This window comes from Palleronia rufa, from assembly GCF_000743715.1.
Classification (GTDB): Bacteria; Pseudomonadota; Alphaproteobacteria; order Rhodobacterales; family Rhodobacteraceae; genus Palleronia; species Palleronia rufa.
Map to the genome: position 1 here is coordinate 259,580 of NZ_JQEY01000002.1, position 17,428 is coordinate 277,007.

At 64.8% G+C, this 17,428-nt stretch carries 13 protein-coding genes; all 13 read left to right on the plus strand.

Annotated features, from left to right (window positions below; all coding sequences use genetic code 11):
• Positions 1-3 precede the first annotated feature (3 nt).
• The 13 genes from secE (at position 4) to rpsJ (ending at position 17,428) form a co-directional block, all read left to right on the plus strand.
• Entirely contained in the window at positions 4-204 is a 201-nt protein-coding gene (secE, locus tag KW83_RS20445; RefSeq protein ID WP_036175683.1) for a preprotein translocase subunit SecE, read from the plus strand.
• A 157-nt stretch (positions 205-361) separates the two neighbouring features.
• The gene (nusG, locus tag KW83_RS05370; protein WP_036175686.1) at positions 362-895 is read left to right on the plus strand and encodes a transcription termination/antitermination protein NusG; all 534 of its coding nucleotides are present in this window, start codon (positions 362-364) and stop codon (positions 893-895) included.
• 110 nt (positions 896-1,005) lie between these two features.
• Positions 1,006-1,431 (plus strand): 50S ribosomal protein L11, encoded by a 426-nt coding sequence (gene rplK, locus KW83_RS05375; RefSeq protein WP_036175689.1) that lies wholly within the window; start codon positions 1,006-1,008, stop codon positions 1,429-1,431.
• A complete protein-coding gene (gene rplA / locus KW83_RS05380) occupies positions 1,431-2,132 on the plus strand; it encodes a 50S ribosomal protein L1 (protein WP_036175692.1) in 702 nt (233 codons plus the stop codon). Before rplK ends, rplA begins: the two co-directional genes overlap by 1 nt.
• A gap of 468 nt (positions 2,133-2,600) precedes the next feature.
• Positions 2,601-3,119: a 50S ribosomal protein L10 gene (rplJ, locus tag KW83_RS05385; RefSeq protein WP_036175695.1), complete on the plus strand. Its 519-nt coding sequence runs from the start codon at positions 2,601-2,603 to the stop codon at positions 3,117-3,119.
• A 65-nt stretch (positions 3,120-3,184) separates the two neighbouring features.
• Positions 3,185-3,562 (plus strand): 50S ribosomal protein L7/L12, encoded by a 378-nt coding sequence (gene rplL, locus KW83_RS05390; protein ID WP_036175698.1) that lies wholly within the window; start codon positions 3,185-3,187, stop codon positions 3,560-3,562.
• A 229-nt stretch (positions 3,563-3,791) separates the two neighbouring features.
• Positions 3,792-7,949: a DNA-directed RNA polymerase subunit beta gene (rpoB, locus tag KW83_RS05395; RefSeq protein ID WP_036175701.1), complete on the plus strand. Its 4,158-nt coding sequence runs from the start codon at positions 3,792-3,794 to the stop codon at positions 7,947-7,949.
• A gap of 76 nt (positions 7,950-8,025) precedes the next feature.
• Positions 8,026-12,270, plus strand: coding sequence for a DNA-directed RNA polymerase subunit beta' (gene rpoC / locus KW83_RS05400; RefSeq protein ID WP_036175703.1), 4,245 nt, complete (start codon positions 8,026-8,028; stop codon positions 12,268-12,270).
• Between the two features lie 329 nt (positions 12,271-12,599).
• Positions 12,600-12,971 (plus strand): 30S ribosomal protein S12, encoded by a 372-nt coding sequence (gene rpsL / locus KW83_RS05405; RefSeq protein ID WP_036175706.1) that lies wholly within the window; start codon positions 12,600-12,602, stop codon positions 12,969-12,971.
• A gap of 12 nt (positions 12,972-12,983) precedes the next feature.
• The gene (rpsG, locus tag KW83_RS05410) at positions 12,984-13,454 is read left to right on the plus strand and encodes a 30S ribosomal protein S7 (RefSeq protein WP_036175709.1); all 471 of its coding nucleotides are present in this window, start codon (positions 12,984-12,986) and stop codon (positions 13,452-13,454) included.
• 36 nt (positions 13,455-13,490) lie between these two features.
• A complete protein-coding gene (gene fusA, locus KW83_RS05415; RefSeq protein ID WP_036175712.1) occupies positions 13,491-15,632 on the plus strand; it encodes an elongation factor G in 2,142 nt (713 codons plus the stop codon).
• Between the two features lie 101 nt (positions 15,633-15,733).
• On the plus strand, positions 15,734-16,909 hold the full coding sequence (gene tuf, locus KW83_RS05420) for an elongation factor Tu (protein ID WP_036175715.1): 1,176 nt from the start codon (positions 15,734-15,736) through the stop codon (positions 16,907-16,909).
• 198 nt (positions 16,910-17,107) lie between these two features.
• On the plus strand, positions 17,108-17,428 hold the full coding sequence (gene rpsJ, locus KW83_RS05425) for a 30S ribosomal protein S10 (protein WP_036175718.1): 321 nt from the start codon (positions 17,108-17,110) through the stop codon (positions 17,426-17,428).

Sequence of the window (17,428 nt, forward strand, 5' to 3'; positions counted from 1 at the left end):
GACATGGCCGCCAAGACCAATCCGTTCCAGTTCATCCAGCAGACCCGCGCGGAGATCGCCAAGGTCGTCTGGCCGACCCGGCGCGAGGTCCTGCTGACGACCGTGATGGTGTTCATCATGGCGTCGCTCACCGCGGTGTTCTTCTTCTTCGTCGATTTCCTGATCCGCACCGGGCTGGAGATCCTTCTGGGCGCCGTCGGCTGAACCTGCCGGGCCCGGCGCTCCGCTTCGGCGCGCCTATTGAAATCTCCGAAACAGCCGCGTATGTGGGCGCCGAACGTGGCGTGCAGCAGATCCGGTTGCACGCCGCTTTTTTTACTCCGGACGGCAAGGTCCGCATCCAGGTCGAGGAACGCGTCATATGGCGAAGCGGTGGTATTCGGTCAGCGTGCTGTCGAACTTCGAGAAGAAGATCGCCGAGCAGATCCGCTCCGAGGTCGCCGAGAAGGGCCTCGAGGCGCAGATCGACGAGGTGCTGGTTCCCACCGAAGAGGTGATCGAGGTCCGGCGCGGCAAGAAGGTCTCGACCGAGCGGCGGTTCATGCCGGGCTACGTGCTGGTCCATATGGAGATGTCCGACCTGGGCTACCACCTCATCACCTCCATCAACCGCGTGACCGGGTTCCTGGGGCCGCAGGGCCGTCCGATGCCGATGCGCGACGCCGAGGTCGAGGCGATCCTGGGCCGCGTGCAGGAGGGCGAGGATTCGCCGCGGATCGAGATCAGCTTCGAGACCGGCGAGAAGGTGCGTGTGATCGACGGCCCGTTCGAGGGGTTCGACGGAACGGTGGAGGACGTGGACGAAGGTCAGCAGACGCTCAAGGTGTCGGTGTCGATCTTCGGACGGGCAACACCGGTCGAGCTGGATTACTCTCAGGTCTCCAAGGAGATGTGAGCGTTCGACGTGGGAGCTTCGGGCCACGGGTCCAGGCGAACCACGGCATGCGCCTTCGGGCGCGACTGTAGGGCGGGGATGCCCCCGCCGCGAACCGAAAGGAGGCCGTGATGGCCAAGAAGAAGATCGGCAGCATGAAGCTGCAGGTGCCCGCGGGCCAGGCGAACCCATCGCCCCCCGTCGGCCCGGCGCTGGGTCAGCGCGGCATCAACATCATGGAGTTCTGCAAGGCGTTCAACGCCAAGACGCAGGAGATGGAACAGGGGTCCCCCTGTCCGACCGTGATCACCTATTACCAGGACAAGTCCTTCACCATGGAGATCAAGACGCCGCCGGCGTCGTGGTACCTGAAGAAGGCCGCCAAGGTGAAGTCCGGCGCCAAGACGCCCAGCCGCGAGACCGTGGGCACCGTCACCGTCAAACAGGTCCGCGAGATCGCCGAGGCGAAGATGAAGGACCTGAACGCCACCGATGTCGAAGCCGCGATGAAGATCATCCTGGGTTCCGCGTCCTCCATGGGTATCGAGGTGAAGTGATGGCCAAACTGACCAAACGCCAGAAAGCCCAGAGTGCCGCTCTCGAAGGCAAGGAGAACCTGTCGGTCGAGGAGGCCGTCGCGCTGATCAAGCAGAACGCGACCTCGAAATTCGACGAGACGGTGGAGATCGCGATGAACCTCGGCGTCGATCCGCGCCACGCCGACCAGATGGTCCGCGGCACGGTGACGCTGCCCGCGGGCACCGGCAAGACGGTCCGCGTGGGCGTGTTCGCGCGCGGCGCCAAGGCCGAGGAAGCCGAGGCCGCTGGAGCCGATGTCGTGGGCGCCGAGGATCTGATGGAGCAGGTGCAGGCCGGCAACATCAATTTCGACCGCTGCATCGCCACGCCCGACATGATGCCCATCGTCGGCCGGCTGGGCAAAATCCTCGGCCCGCGCAACCTGATGCCGAACCCCAAGGTCGGTACCGTGACCATGGACGTGAAGGAGGCCATCGAGGCCGCCAAGGGCGGTCAGGTCCAGTTCCGCGCCGAGAAGGCGGGCGTCGTCCATGCCGGAATCGGCAAGGCATCCTTCGACGAGGCCGCCCTGGCCAAGAACGTCCGCGCCTTCGTGGACGCTGTCACCAAGGCGCGGCCGGCGGGCGCCAAGGGGACCTATATGAAGCAGGTCTCCCTCAGCTCGACCATGGGCCGGGGTGTCACCGTGGACGTCGTGTCGGCGACCGGCAACGACTGACGGACCCTGGTGCGGGGGTCGGGAAAGGGCGCATCCGGACGATGCGCCCTTTTGCCGCCGTGCAGGTGTGACGCGCCATCCTCCGGCTGGCACCTTTGAACGCGTTGGGGCGGCGATCTGCGGTGCCCGGGCCGTCGCCGCTCCGTGCGGACCATGCCCCGGCTGCGCATGCGTCGCGGGACGCCGCCGTGCCGGTTCGCGAATCGGCCCTTGCCCCTGCCGGCCCCAGACCTTAGTGAGACCACCGGAGACCCCGTCGCGATTCGCGTGGGGTCTTCATTCGTCCGAGACGGTGGGTGGGGTCGCCTGAGCGATGCCCGTAATTCCTGCCCGAGGCGGGAAGAGACATGTCTTGGGGCCGTTCCGATGGCCGCCACAGGGATGCGACGACCCGTTCGGACTGCGGTGCATCGGCCGATGCACCGTGACTGAGCCGGAGGGGTCGCCCTCCAAACTTGGAGTGAAACTGTGGATAGAGCCCAGAAAGAGAAAGTGGTCGAGGAACTCGGCCAGATCTTCGCAAGCTCTGGCGTCGTGGTCGTGTCGCACTACCAGGGCCTCACGGTGGCGGAGATGCAGGATCTGCGGGCGCGGATGCGTTCCGCCGGCGGGTCCGTTCGCGTGGCCAAGAACAAGCTCGCCAAGATCGCCCTGGACGGTGCGCCGATGGCCGACATCAGCGAGCTGTTCCTGGGCCAGACCGTCCTGTCCTATTCCGAAGACCCCGTGGCTGCGGCCAAGGTGGCGGACGAATACGCCAAGGAGAATCAGAAGTTCGTGATTCTCGGCGGCGCCATGGGCGAGACGAAGCTGGACACCGCCGGTGTCACGAGCGTGGCGAAGATGCCCAGCCGCGAGGAGCTCATCGCTTCCATCGCGGGCTGCATCGGCGCTCCCGCCTCGAACATCGCCGGTGCGATCGGTGCGCCTGCGTCGAACATCGCGAGCATCCTGTCGACCATCGAGGAGCGGGCGGAAGCCGCCTGACCCTCACGAGGCGCGGGTTGAAACCCGCGACGTTGGAACACATCTGAACGAACGGAAACAAGACAATGGCTGACCTGAAAGCACTTGCTGAACAAATCGTGGGCCTGACGCTTCTCGAAGCGCAGGAACTCAAGACCATCCTCAAGGACGAATACGGCATCGAGCCCGCCGCCGGCGGCGCGGTGATGATGGCCGGCCCCGCCGACGGCGCCGCCGCCGCAGAGGAGGAGCAGACCGAATTCGACGTGATCCTGAAGAGCGCCGGCGCTCAGAAGATCAACGTCATCAAGGAGGTTCGCGCCATCACCGGCCTGGGCCTCAAGGAGGCCAAGGATCTGGTCGAGGCCGGCGGCAAGGCCGTCAAGGAAGGCGTCGACAAGGCCGAGGCGGAGACCATCAAGGGCAAGCTCGAGGCCGCTGGCGCCGAGGTCGAGCTCAAGTGATCCTGGGGCTTCGGCCCGCATGATCGGACATTGACCGACCCCGGAGATTTCTCCGGGGTCGGTCGCCGCGTCTCGGCAAGGGTCAGATGACCTTTTCCCAGGTGCGGCGCCGGATCGGGAGGCTGCCTGTGGGAGGGCAGCCAGGTATGGATCCGGCCCCCCGTTTCGCCCGGACGCCCGGCCTTTCCCAGAGGCCGGCGCGTCTGCGAAGAGAAAAGGTGCACTCTACATGGCGACCAGCTATCTCGGCCAGAAGCGGCTCCGGAAGTACTACGGCAAGATCAGGGAAGTTCTGGAGATGCCGAACCTCATCGAGGTTCAGAAGGCCAGCTACGACCTCTTTCTGAAATCCGGCGACCAGTCCGAGCCGCAGGACGGCGACGGCATCAAGGGTGTCTTTCAGTCGGTCTTTCCGATCAAGGACTTCAACGAGACCGCGGTGCTCGAATTCGTGTCCTACGAATTGGAGAAGCCGAAATACGACGTCGAGGAATGCCAGCAGCGCGACATGACCTATTCGGCGCCGCTGAAGGTCACGCTGCGCCTGATCGTGTTCGATGTGGACGAGGATACCGGCGCCAAATCCGTCAAGGACATCAAGGAGCAGGACGTGTTCATGGGCGACATGCCCCTGATGACGCCCAACGGCACCTTCGTCGTCAACGGCACGGAGCGGGTCATCGTCTCCCAGATGCACCGCTCTCCCGGTGTGTTCTTCGACCACGACAAGGGCAAGACCCATTCTTCGGGCAAGCTGCTGTTCGCCTGCCGCATCATTCCTTATCGCGGCTCCTGGCTGGATTTCGAGTTCGACGCAAAGGATCTGGTCTTTGCCCGGATCGACCGCCGCCGGAAACTGCCGGTTACGACCCTGCTCTACGCCCTGGGACTGGACCAGGAAGCGATCATGCAGGCCTATTACGATGAGGTTCCTTTCCGACTCGTTAAGAACAAGGGCTGGGCAACGAAATTCTTCCCCGACCGCGCCCGCGGCACCCGCCCGACCTATGACCTGGTGGATGCCGCCACCGGTGAAGTCATCGCGGAAGCCGGCCAGAAGGTCACGCCGCGCACGGTCAAGATGCTGAAGGACGAGGGCAAGGTCTCTGAACTGCTGCTGCCGTTCGACCAGATCGTCGGACGCTACGTCGCCCGCGACATCATCGACGAGGAGACCGGCGCGATCTTCGTCGAGGCCGGGGACGAGCTGACCTGGGAGGTCGACAAGGATGGCGAAGTGTCCGGCGGCTCCCTCAAGGAGCTGATCGACAACGGAATTACCGAGATCCCGGTGCTCGATATCGACAATATCAATGTCGGCCCGTACATGCGCAACACCATGGCGGCCGACAAGAACATGGGCCGCGACACCGCGCTCATGGATATCTACCGCGTCATGCGCCCGGGTGAGCCGCCCACCGTCGAGGCCGCGTCGAACCTGTTCGACACACTGTTCTTCGACGGCGAGCGCTATGACCTTTCGGCCGTGGGCCGGGTCAAAATGAACATGCGCCTGGACCTCGACGCCGAGGACACGGTGCGGACCCTCCGCAAGGAGGACATCGTGTCCTGCATCAAGGCGCTGGTGGACCTGCGCGACGGCCGCGGCGACATCGACGACATCGACCACCTGGGCAACCGCCGGGTGCGCTCGGTCGGTGAGCTGATGGAGAATCAGTACCGGGTCGGCCTGCTGCGCATGGAGCGCGCGATCAAGGAGCGGATGTCCTCGGTCGAGATCGACACCGTGATGCCGCAGGACCTGATCAACGCGAAGCCGGCCGCGGCGGCCGTCCGGGAGTTTTTCGGCTCCAGCCAGCTGTCGCAGTTCATGGACCAGACCAACCCGCTGTCCGAGGTCACGCACAAGCGCCGCCTGTCGGCCCTGGGACCGGGCGGCCTGACCCGCGAGCGCGCGGGCTTCGAGGTGCGCGACGTGCACCCGACCCACTACGGCCGGATGTGTCCGATCGAAACGCCGGAGGGGCCGAACATCGGCCTCATCAACAGCCTCGCCACCTTCGCGCGGGTGAACAAGTACGGCTTCATCGAGACGCCCTATCGCGTGGTGACCGAAGGGCAGGTGACCGATGAGGTCCACTACATGTCCGCCACCGAGGAGATGCGCCATACCGTCGCCCAAGCCAACGCCAAGCTCGACGACCAGGGCCGGTTCATCCAGGAGTTCGTGTCGACCCGCCAATCCGGCGACTACACGCTTGCGCCGAACGAAAGCGTCGATCTGATCGACGTGAGCCCCAAGCAGCTGGTGTCGGTCGCCGCGTCGCTGATCCCGTTCCTGGAGAACGACGACGCCAACCGCGCGCTGATGGGCTCGAACATGCAGCGCCAGGCGGTTCCGCTTCTGCGGGCCGAGGCGCCGCTGGTCGGCACGGGCATGGAAGAGAAGGTGGCCCGCGACTCGGGCGCCGCGATCACCGCGCGCCGCGCCGGGGTCATCGACCAGGTGGACGCCACCCGGATCGTGATCCGAGCCACGGAGGATCTGGAACTGGGCGATGCCGGCGTGGACATCTACCGCCTGCGCAAGTTCCAGCGGTCGAACCAGAACACCTGCATCAACCAGCGTCCGCTGGTGAAGGTGGGCGACACGGTGACCAAGGGCGAAGTCGTGGCCGACGGCCCCTCCACGGATATGGGCGAACTGGCTCTCGGCAAGAACGTGGTTGTCGCGTTCATGCCCTGGAACGGCTACAACTACGAGGACTCGATCCTGATCTCGGAGCGGATCACCCGCGACGACGTGTTCACCTCGATCCATATCGAGGAGTTCGAGGTCGCCGCGCGCGACACCAAGCTGGGACCGGAAGAGATCACCCGCGACATCCCGAACGTCGGCGAGGAGGCGCTGCGCAACCTCGACGAGGCGGGCATCGTCTATATCGGGGCCGAGGTCGGTCCGGCGGACATTCTTGTGGGCAAGATCACCCCCAAGGGCGAAAGCCCGATGACACCGGAGGAGAAGCTGCTGCGCGCCATCTTCGGAGAAAAAGCGTCCGACGTGCGCGACACCTCCCTGCGCCTGCCGCCGGGCGATTACGGTACGATCGTCGAGGTCCGGGTGTTCAACCGCCACGGCGTCGAAAAGGACGAACGCGCCCTGCAGATCGAGCGCGAGGAGGTCGAGCGCCTGTCCCGCGACCGCGACGACGAGCTCGCGATCCTCGACCGCAACATCTACGCGCGACTGCGCGAGCTCATCATGGGCAAGATGGCGGTGAAGGGCCCCAAGGGCGTCAAGCCGAACACCAAGATCGGCGAGGCGCTGCTCGACGATCAGTTGAGCCGCGGCCAGTGGTGGCAGCTTGCCCTCGGCGATGAGGACGATGCCAAGATCATGGAGGCCCTGAACGACCAGTACGAGGCCCAGAAGCGCGCGCTCGACGCCCGTTTCGAGGACAAGGTCGAGAAGGTGCGCCGTGGCGACGACCTGCCGCCGGGTGTGATGAAGATGGTCAAGGTCTTCGTCGCGGTGAAGCGCAAGCTGCAGCCGGGCGACAAGATGGCCGGACGCCACGGCAACAAGGGTGTGATCTCCAAGGTCGTGCCGATGGAGGACATGCCGTTCCTTGAGGACGGGACGCCGGTGGACTTCGTGCTGAACCCGCTGGGCGTGCCGTCTCGGATGAACGTCGGCCAGATCCTGGAAACCCACATGGGCTGGGCCGCGCGCGGTCTGGGCATCCAGGTCGACGACGCGTTGGGCGAATACCGCCGCAGCGGCGACATGTCCCCGGTGCAGGATGCGATGCGGATCGCCTATGGCGACGACGTGGTGGACGAGGCTGGGCTCGACGACGACATGCTGCTGGAAGCGGCCGGGAACGTCGTGCGCGGCGTGCCCATCGCCACGCCGGTCTTCGACGGCGCAAAGGAGGCGGATGTGAACGACTCGCTCACGCGGGCCGGGTTCGACACGTCGGGCCAGTCGCGTCTGTTCGACGGGCGCACCGGCGAAGAGTTCAGCCGCAAGGTGACGGTGGGGGTGAAATACCTGCTCAAGCTGCACCACCTGGTGGATGACAAGATCCACGCACGCTCCACCGGGCCGTACTCGCTGGTCACCCAGCAGCCCCTGGGCGGCAAGGCGCAGTTCGGCGGACAGCGCTTCGGCGAGATGGAGGTCTGGGCGCTGGAAGCCTATGGGGCGGCCTACACCCTGCAAGAGATGCTGACGGTGAAGTCCGACGACGTCGCCGGCCGGACCAAGGTCTACGAGAGCATCGTCAAGGGCGAGGACAACTTCGAGGCCGGCGTGCCGGAATCGTTCAACGTGCTCGTCAAGGAGGTCCGCGGGCTGGGCCTCAACATGGAACTCCTGGATGCGGAGGATGAGGGAGAGCAGGCCGGCGAAGACGCCGAGTGATCTGAGCGGGGTGCGATTTTTCGACGAAAAATCGGCCCCGTCCCCTCTGACGCACCCTTATGATTAAGGACGGAATATGAACCAGGAACTCACCACCAACCCGTTTTCGCCCCTGGCGGCGCCCAAGACCTTCGACGAGATCAAGGTCTCTCTGGCCTCCCCGGAGCGGATCCTGTCGTGGTCCTTTGGCGAGATCAAGAAGCCCGAGACCATCAACTACCGGACCTTCAAGCCCGAGCGTGACGGGCTGTTCTGCGCCCGTATCTTCGGGCCGGTGAAGGACTACGAGTGCCTTTGCGGCAAGTACAAGCGGATGAAGTATCGCGGCATCGTCTGCGAGAAATGCGGCGTCGAGGTCACGCTGCAGAAGGTCCGGCGCGAGCGCATGGGCCACATCGAGCTGGCCGCGCCCTGTGCGCACATCTGGTTCCTGAAGTCGCTGCCCAGCCGCATCGGCCTGATGCTGGACATGACCCTGCGCGACCTGGAGCGGGTGCTTTACTTCGAGAACTACGTTGTGATCGAGCCGGGCCTCACGGACCTCACCTACGGTCAGATGCTGACCGAGGAAGAGTTCATGGACGCCCAGGACGCCTATGGCATGGACGCCTTCACCGCCAATATCGGCGCCGAGGCGATCCGCGAGATGCTGTCGATGATCGACCTCGAGGCCGAGGCCGACCGCCTGCGCGAGGAACTCAAGGAAGCCACCGGTGAGCTGAAGCCCAAGAAAATCATCAAGCGCCTGAAGATCGTCGAAAGCTTCCTGGAATCCGGCAACCGCCCGGAATGGATGGTGCTGACGGTGATTCCGGTGATCCCGCCCGAGTTGCGTCCGCTGGTGCCGCTGGACGGCGGCCGGTTCGCGACGTCGGACCTGAACGACCTCTACCGCCGGGTCATCAACCGCAACAACCGCCTCAAGCGGCTGATCGAGCTGCGCGCGCCCGACATCATCATCCGCAACGAAAAGCGGATGCTGCAGGAATCCGTCGATGCGCTGTTCGACAACGGCCGCCGCGGCCGCGTCATCACGGGGGCCAACAAGCGCCCGCTGAAGTCGCTGTCGGACATGCTTAAGGGCAAGCAGGGCCGCTTCCGCCAGAACCTTCTGGGCAAGCGGGTGGACTTCTCGGGCCGCTCGGTCATCGTGACCGGACCGGAACTTAAGCTGCACCAGTGCGGCCTGCCGAAGAAGATGGCGCTGGAGCTGTTCAAGCCGTTCATCTACTCGCGGCTTGAGGCCAAGGGCCTGTCGAGCACCGTCAAGCAGGCCAAGAAGCTGGTGGAAAAGGAGCGTCCCGAGGTCTGGGACATCCTGGATGAGGTCATCCGCGAGCATCCGGTGCTGCTGAACCGCGCGCCGACGCTGCACCGTCTGGGCATTCAGGCGTTCGAGCCGGTGCTGATCGAAGGCAAGGCAATCCAGCTTCATCCGCTGGTCTGCTCGGCCTTCAACGCCGATTTCGACGGCGACCAGATGGCCGTTCACGTGCCCCTCTCGCTGGAAGCGCAGCTGGAAGCGCGCGTGCTGATGATGTCCACCAACAACGTGCTGTCGCCGGCCAACGGCGCGCCGATCATCGTGCCGTCGCAGGACATGATCCTGGGCCTCTACTACATCACGATGGATCGCCGCGGCATGAAGGGCGAGGGGATGGTGTTTTCGTCGGTGGACGAGGTGCAGCACGCGCTCGACGCGGGTGAAGTGCATCTCCACGCGCGGATCCAGGCCCGTCTGTCGCAGATCGACCCGGACACCGGCGAAGAGGTGACGAAGAGGTTCGAGACGACGCCGGGCCGGATCCGTCTGGGCGCGCTTCTGCCGCTGAACGCCAAGGCGCCGTTCGACCTGGTCAACCGCCTTCTGCGCAAGAAGGAGGTTCAGCAGGTCATCGACACGGTCTATCGCTACTGCGGCCAGAAGGAGTCGGTCATCTTCTGCGACCAGATCATGACCATGGGCTTCCGCGAGGCGTTCAAGGCCGGGATCTCCTTCGGCAAGGACGACATGGTGATCCCGGACACCAAATGGCCGATCGTGGAGGACACCCGCGAGCAGGTTAAGGACTTCGAGCAGCAGTACATGGACGGCCTGATCACCCAGGGTGAGAAGTACAACAAGGTCGTGGATGCCTGGTCGAAGTGCAACGACAAGGTCACCGAGGCGATGATGACAACCATCTCGACCCCCGGCACGGATGCCGACGGGTCCGAGGCCGAGCCGAACTCGGTCTACATGATGGCGCATTCGGGCGCGCGGGGATCGGTCACGCAGATGAAACAGCTGGGCGGGATGCGGGGTCTGATGGCCAAGCCGTCGGGCGAAATCATCGAGACGCCGATCATTTCCAACTTCAAGGAAGGCCTGACCGTGCTGGAGTATTTCAACTCCACCCACGGCGCGCGGAAGGGTCTTTCGGACACGGCGCTGAAGACGGCGAACTCGGGCTACCTGACCCGCCGTCTGGTGGACGTGGCGCAGGATTGCATCGTGCGTCAGCACGACTGCGGGACAGAGCGTGCGGTGACCGCCAAGGCCGCCGTCAACGACGGTGAGATCGTCGCTTCGCTGTCCGAGCGTGTCCTGGGCCGTGTCGCGGCGGAGGACATCCTCAAGCCGGGTACGGACGAGGTTCTGGTCAAGGCTGGCGAGCTTCTCGACGAGCGCAAGGCCGATATGGTGGACGAGCTGCGCGTGGTCGAGGCCCGCATCCGCTCGCCCCTGACCTGCGAGGCCGAGGAGGGCGTCTGTGCCATGTGCTACGGTCGCGACCTTGCGCGCGGCACCATGGTCAACCAGGGCGAGGCCGTGGGGATCATCGCGGCACAGTCCATCGGTGAGCCGGGCACCCAGCTGACGATGCGGACGTTCCACATCGGCGGCGTGGCTCAGGGTGGTCAGCAGTCGTTCCAGGAAGCCGGTCACGACGGCAAGGTCGAGTATCGCAACGCGCAGGTTCTGACCAACGACTCCGGCGACAGCATCGTGATGGGTCGCAACATGACCTTGGCGGTGATGGACGAGAACGGCGTCGAACGGGCCACCTACAAACTGGGCTACGGCACCACGCTGAGGGTGACCGACGGCGCCGACATCAAGCGCGGCGACCGGCTGTTCGAATGGGATCCCTACACCCTGCCGATCATCGCAGAAGCCGCGGGCCGGGCGAAGTTCGTCGATCTCATCACCGGCATCTCGGTGCGGGATGAGACCGACGACGCGACCGGGATGACCCAAAAGATCGTCTCGGACTGGCGCTCGGCACCCAAGGGGTCGGACCTCAAGCCGGAGATCGTCATCGCGGACGGGAACGGAGAGCCGGTACGGACCGATCAAGGCAACCCGGTCACCTACCCGATGTCGGTCGACGCGATCCTGTCCATCGAGGACGGCGCCGACATCAAGGCCGGCGACGTGGTGGCGCGGATCCCGCGGGAAGGGGCCAAGACCAAGGACATCACCGGCGGTCTGCCGCGTGTGGCCGAGCTGTTCGAGGCCCGCCGTCCCAAGGACCACGCGATCATTGCCGAAGCCGACGGCCATGTGAAGTTCGGGCGCGACTACAAGAACAAGCGCCGGATCGCCATCGTGCCGACAGAGGAAGGCGCCGAACCGATCGAGTACATGGTGCCCAAGGGCAAGCATATCCCGGTGCAGGAGGGCGACTTCGTCAAGAAGGGCGACTACATCATGGACGGCAACCCGGCACCGCACGACATTCTGGCGGTGATGGGTGTCGAGGCCCTGGCCGAGTACATGATCGACGAGGTTCAGGACGTTTACCGGCTCCAGGGCGTGAAGATCAACGACAAGCATATCGAGGTGATCGTCCGCCAGATGCTGCAGAAGTGGGAGATCCAGGACTCCGGGGACACCACGCTCCTGAAGGGGGAGCATGTCGACAAGGTCGAGTTCGACGAGGCCAACGAGAAGGCGATGAAGAAGAACGGCCGCCCCGCACAGGGCGAGCCGATCCTGCTGGGCATCACCAAGGCGTCGTTGCAGACCCGCAGCTTCATCTCGGCGGCATCGTTCCAGGAGACGACCCGCGTGCTGACCGAGGCATCGGTGCAGGGCAAGCGGGATCGGCTTGTCGGTCTGAAGGAGAACGTCATCGTCGGCCGGTTGATCCCGGCGGGCACGGGCGGCGCGACCCAGCAGACCCGGCGCATCGCGGCGGAGCGCGACCTCAAGGTGCTCAAGACCGCCCGCGCCGCAGCCGAGAAGGCCGCGCAACTGGCGGCTCCGTCAGAGGAGCCGTCAGAGCAGCCCGAGGCCGAAGCGTTCGGCTTTGCCGAGGACTCCCGCGACTCCTGATCGTCGTGGAGCGCGTATGACATGGAAAAGGCCCTGCTTTGGCGGGGCCTTTTTTCCCGGCCCGGGCGGCTGTTGACACCCCCCGAGTCGGCCTCTATACGGCCCCAACCGTGCGACCGGGAGTCATCCCGGGCCGGCTAGCAAATTGATGGACGTGGTCAAGATCCAGGCCCACAAGCCTCGATCCTCTGCATACCCACCGCTTGGGCCGTACCGGCCCGATGCGGTGTTTGCGCTTTGCGGACGCGTGAGGCGCACGAGACGAGATGAACCGGGGTGCGCGCGCCCCAAGAGATAGACATGTGTTGCAACACGGGGATTGAACCGGAATGCCAACGATCCAGCAGCTGATCCGCAAGCCGCGGCAGCCCAAAGTGAAACGCTCGAAGTCGCTGCACCTCGAAGGCTGCCCGCAAAAGCGCGGCGTCTGCACCCGCGTGTACACGACGACGCCGAAGAAGCCGAACTCCGCCATGCGGAAGGTCGCCAAGGTGCGCCTGACCAACGGCTACGAGGTCATCAGCTACATTCCGGGCGAGAGCCACAACCTGCAGGAGCACTCGGTCGTGCTGATCCGCGGCGGCCGGGTCAAGGACCTTCCGGGCGTTCGCTACCACATCCTGCGCGGCGTGCTCGACACGCAGGGCGTCAAGGACCGCAAGCAGCGCCGCTCCAAGTATGGCGCCAAGCGCCCGAAGTAAGAGGAAGCCCAGATGTCCCGTCGTCACGCCGCCGAAAAGCGCGAGATCCTGCCCGACGCCAAATTCGGCGACAAGGTGGTCACCAAATTCATGAACAACCTGATGGTCGACGGCAAGAAATCCGTCGCCGAAACCATCGTCTACAACGCGTTCGACCGCGTCGAAGGCAAGCTGAAGAAGTCGCCCATCGAGGTGTTCCACGAGAGCCTGGACAACATCAAACCGTCGGTCGAGGTCCGCTCGCGCCGGGTCGGCGGTGCGACCTATCAGGTTCCCGTCGAGGTCCGCCCCGAGCGCCGCGAGGCGCTGGCGATCCGCTGGCTCATCGACGCCTGCCGCAAGCGCAACGAGAACACCATGGAAGAGCGTCTGGCCGCCGAGCTGGTTGATGCCGTCCAGGGACGCGGCACCGCGGTGAAGAAGCGCGAAGACACCCATAAGATGGCCGATGCCAACAAGGCGTTCAGCCACTACCGCTGGTAATCCGACCGGCGGCACCAGACTTTACGAGGACGCATCATGCCCCGCGACTATTCGCTCTCTCGCTACCGCAATTTCGGCATCATGGCCCATATCGATGCCGGCAAGACCACGTGCACCGAACGTATCCTGTTCTACACCGGCAAGTCCCACAAGATCGGCGAAGTCCATGACGGCGCCGCGACCATGGACTGGATGGAGCAGGAGCAGGAGCGGGGCATCACCATCACCTCGGCCGCGACGACGACGTTCTGGTTCCGGACCGAGGACGGCGAGAACCCCACGGGGATCTACGGCGACACGCCGAAGGACGCGTCGTTCCGGTTCAACATCATCGACACGCCGGGCCACGTGGACTTCACCATCGAGGTCGAGCGGTCGCTCGCCGTGCTTGATGGTGCGGTTGCCGTGCTGGACGCCAATGCCGGGGTCGAGCCGCAGACCGAGACCGTGTGGCGGCAGGCCGACCGCTACAAGGTGCCGCGCATCGTGTTCGTCAACAAGATGGACAAGATCGGCGCGGATTTCTGGAACTGCGTGCGCATGATCAAGGACCGGACGGGCGCCACCCCCGCACCGATCCAGATGCCCATCGGTTCCGAGGACAACCTCGAAGGCATCATCGATCTGGTCGCCATGAAGGAGTGGGTCTGGAAGGGTGAGGATCTGGGCGCCTCCTGGGTCGTGCAGGACGTGCGCGACGAGTTGAAGGAGCAGGCCGAGGAGATGCGCCAGCAGCTCATCGAGATCGCCGTCGACATGGACGACGATGCGATGGAGCAATACCTGGAGGGCAAAGAGCCCGACCAGGCAACCCTGCGGTCCCTGATCCGCAAGGGCACCCTGTCGATGTCCTTTGTCCCGGTGCTGGCCGGATCCGCATTCAAGAACAAGGGCGTGCAGCCCCTTCTGAACGCGGTCATCGACTATCTGCCGGGTCCGCTCGACGTGCCGGCTTACATGGGCTTCTCCCCCGACGACGAGACCGAGACCCGCAACATCGCCCGCCACGCGGACGACGATGAGCCGTTTTCCGGACTTGCGTTCAAGATCATGAACGACCCCTTCGTCGGCACCCTGACCTTTACCCGGATCTATTCCGGCAAGCTGGCCAAGGGCGATGCGGTGCTCAACACCACCAAGGGCCGGAAAGAGCGCATCGGCCGGATGATGATGATGCACTCGAACAACCGCGAAGAGATCGAGAACGCCTATGCCGGCGACATCATCGCGCTGGCGGGCCTGAAGGACACCACCACCGGCGACACGCTGTCCGACAGCCAGAACCAGGTGGTGCTGGAAACGATGACTTTCCCCGATCCGGTCATCGAGATCGCGGTCGAGCCGAAGACCAAGGCCGATCAGGAAAAGATGTCCACTGGGCTTCAGCGCCTGGCGGCAGAGGATCCGTCCTTCCGCGTGGAAACCGACATCGAATCCGGCCAGACGATCATGAAAGGCATGGGCGAGCTTCACCTCGACATCCTGGTCGACCGCCTCAAGCGGGAGTTCAAGGTCGAGGCCAACATCGGCGCCCCTCAGGTGGCCTACCGTGAGACCATCGGCCATGAGGTCGAGCATACCTACACCCACAAGAAGCAGTCGGGTGGATCGGGTCAGTTCGCCGAGGTGAAGCTGGTGATCTCCCCGACCGAGCCGGGTGAGGGCTATTCGTTCGAGAGCAAGATCGTCGGCGGATCGGTGCCCAAGGAATACATCCCGGGCGTCGAGAAGGGCATCCGGTCGGTCATGGACAGCGGCCCTCTCGCCGGGTTTCCGGTGATCGACTTCAAGGTGCAGTTGGTCGACGGCAAGTTCCACGACGTGGACTCGTCGGTCCTGGCGTTCGAGATCGCGGCCCGGATGGGCATGCGCGAGGGAATGCGCAAGGCCGGCGCCAAGCTTCTGGAGCCGATCATGCGCGTCGAGGTCGTGACGCCGGAGGAATACACCGGCAACGTCATCGGCGATCTCACGTCCCGGCGCGGCCAGGTGCAGGGCCAGGAGCCCCGCGGCAACGCCATCGTCATCGACGCCTTCGTGCCGCTGGCCAACATGTTCGGCTACATCAACAACCTGCGCTCAATGTCGAGCGGGCGTGCGCAGTTCACGATGCTGTTCGATCATTATGAGCCGGTTCCGCACAACATCTCGGAAGAGATCCAGGCGAAATACGCATAAGCGGCGCGCCCGGATCCGCTCCGGGCCCCGATCACACCAGATCCGGCAGACCCTGCGGCAGCGCGCCGGGGCGCGCCATCAATGACAGACAGGAGGCCATCATGGCGAAGGCAAAATTCGAACGTAACAAGCCGCATGTGAACATCGGGACGATCGGTCACGTTGACCACGGCAAGACGACGCTGACGGCTGCGATCACGAAGTATTTCGGCGATTTCCGGGCCTATGACCAGATCGACGGTGCGCCCGAGGAGAAGGCGCGGGGGATCACGATCTCGACGGCGCATGTGGAATACGAGACCGACGCGCGGCACTACGCCCATGTGGACTGCCCCGGCCACGCCGATTACGTGAAGAACATGATCACGGGTGCCGCTCAGATGGACGGCGCGATCCTGGTGGTGAACGCCGCCGACGGCCCGATGCCGCAAACGCGCGAGCACATCCTTCTGGGCCGTCAGGTCGGCATCCCGTCGATGGTGGTCTACATGAACAAGGTCGACCAGGTGGACGACGAGGAGCTTCTCGAACTGGTCGAGATGGAGATCCGCGAGCTTCTGTCGAGCTACGAGTATCCCGGCGACGACATTCCGATCGTGAAGGGCTCGGCGCTGGCGGCGATGAACGGCGAGAACCCGGAGATCGGCGAAAATTCGATCCGCGAGCTGATGGCGGCGGTGGACGAGTACATCCCGACGCCCGAGCGGGCCATCGACCAGCCGTTCCTGATGCCGGTCGAGGACGTGTTCTCGATCTCCGGCCGCGGCACGGTGGTGACGGGGCGCGTGGAGCGCGGCGTGATCAACGTGGGCGACTCGATCGAGATCGTGGGCATCCGCGACACCAAGACCACGACCTGCACGGGCGTGGAGATGTTCCGCAAGCTTCTGGACCGGGGCGAGGCGGGCGACAACATCGGCGCGCTCCTGCGCGGCATCGACCGCGAGGGGGTCCAGCGCGGCCAGGTGCTGTGCAAGCCCGGCTCGGTCAAGCCGCACACCAAGTTCGAGGCCGAGGCCTACATCCTGACCAAGGAAGAGGGCGGCCGGCACACGCCGTTCTTCGCCAACTACCGGCCGCAGTTCTACTTCCGCACCACGGACGTGACCGGGACGGTGCAGCTGGCCGAGGGCACCGAGATGGTGATGCCGGGCGACAACGTGTCGTTCGGGGTCGAGCTGATCGCGCCGATCGCCATGGAGGAGAAGCTGCGCTTCGCCATCCGCGAGGGCGGGCGCACCGTCGGCGCCGGGGTGGTGTCGAAGATCCTGGAGTAGGGACCGGCGTCGCCGCCGGCGACCCGATCCCGGTGGCAGAGGGCGATCGGCCGCGAGGCCCGTCGCCCGACGCCCCACCCCGACCCGCCGCGCCCCCGCGCCCGGCAGATCGGGGACCCGAGCAAACAGGTCCGACGTGGGGGCGGGATCCGCCCGTCTCCACCTCTCGACCGCACACCCGTCAAGGGAACCTGACCAATGGCCGCCAGCCAGAATATCCGTATCCGCCTGAAGGCGTTCGACTACCGGGTGCTCGACAGCTCCACCCAGGAGATCGTGTCGACCGCGAAGCGTACCGGTGCGTCCGTGCGCGGACCGATCCCGATGCCCAACAAGATCGAGAAGTTCACCGTCCTGCGTGGGCCCCACGTGGACAAGAAGTCCCGCGACCAGTTCGAGATCCGCACCCACAAGCGGATGCTCGACATCGTGGACCCGACGCCCCAGACCGTGGACGCGCTGATGAAGCTCGACCTCGCGGCCGGCGTGGCCGTGGACATCAAGGTGATGGGAGGCTGA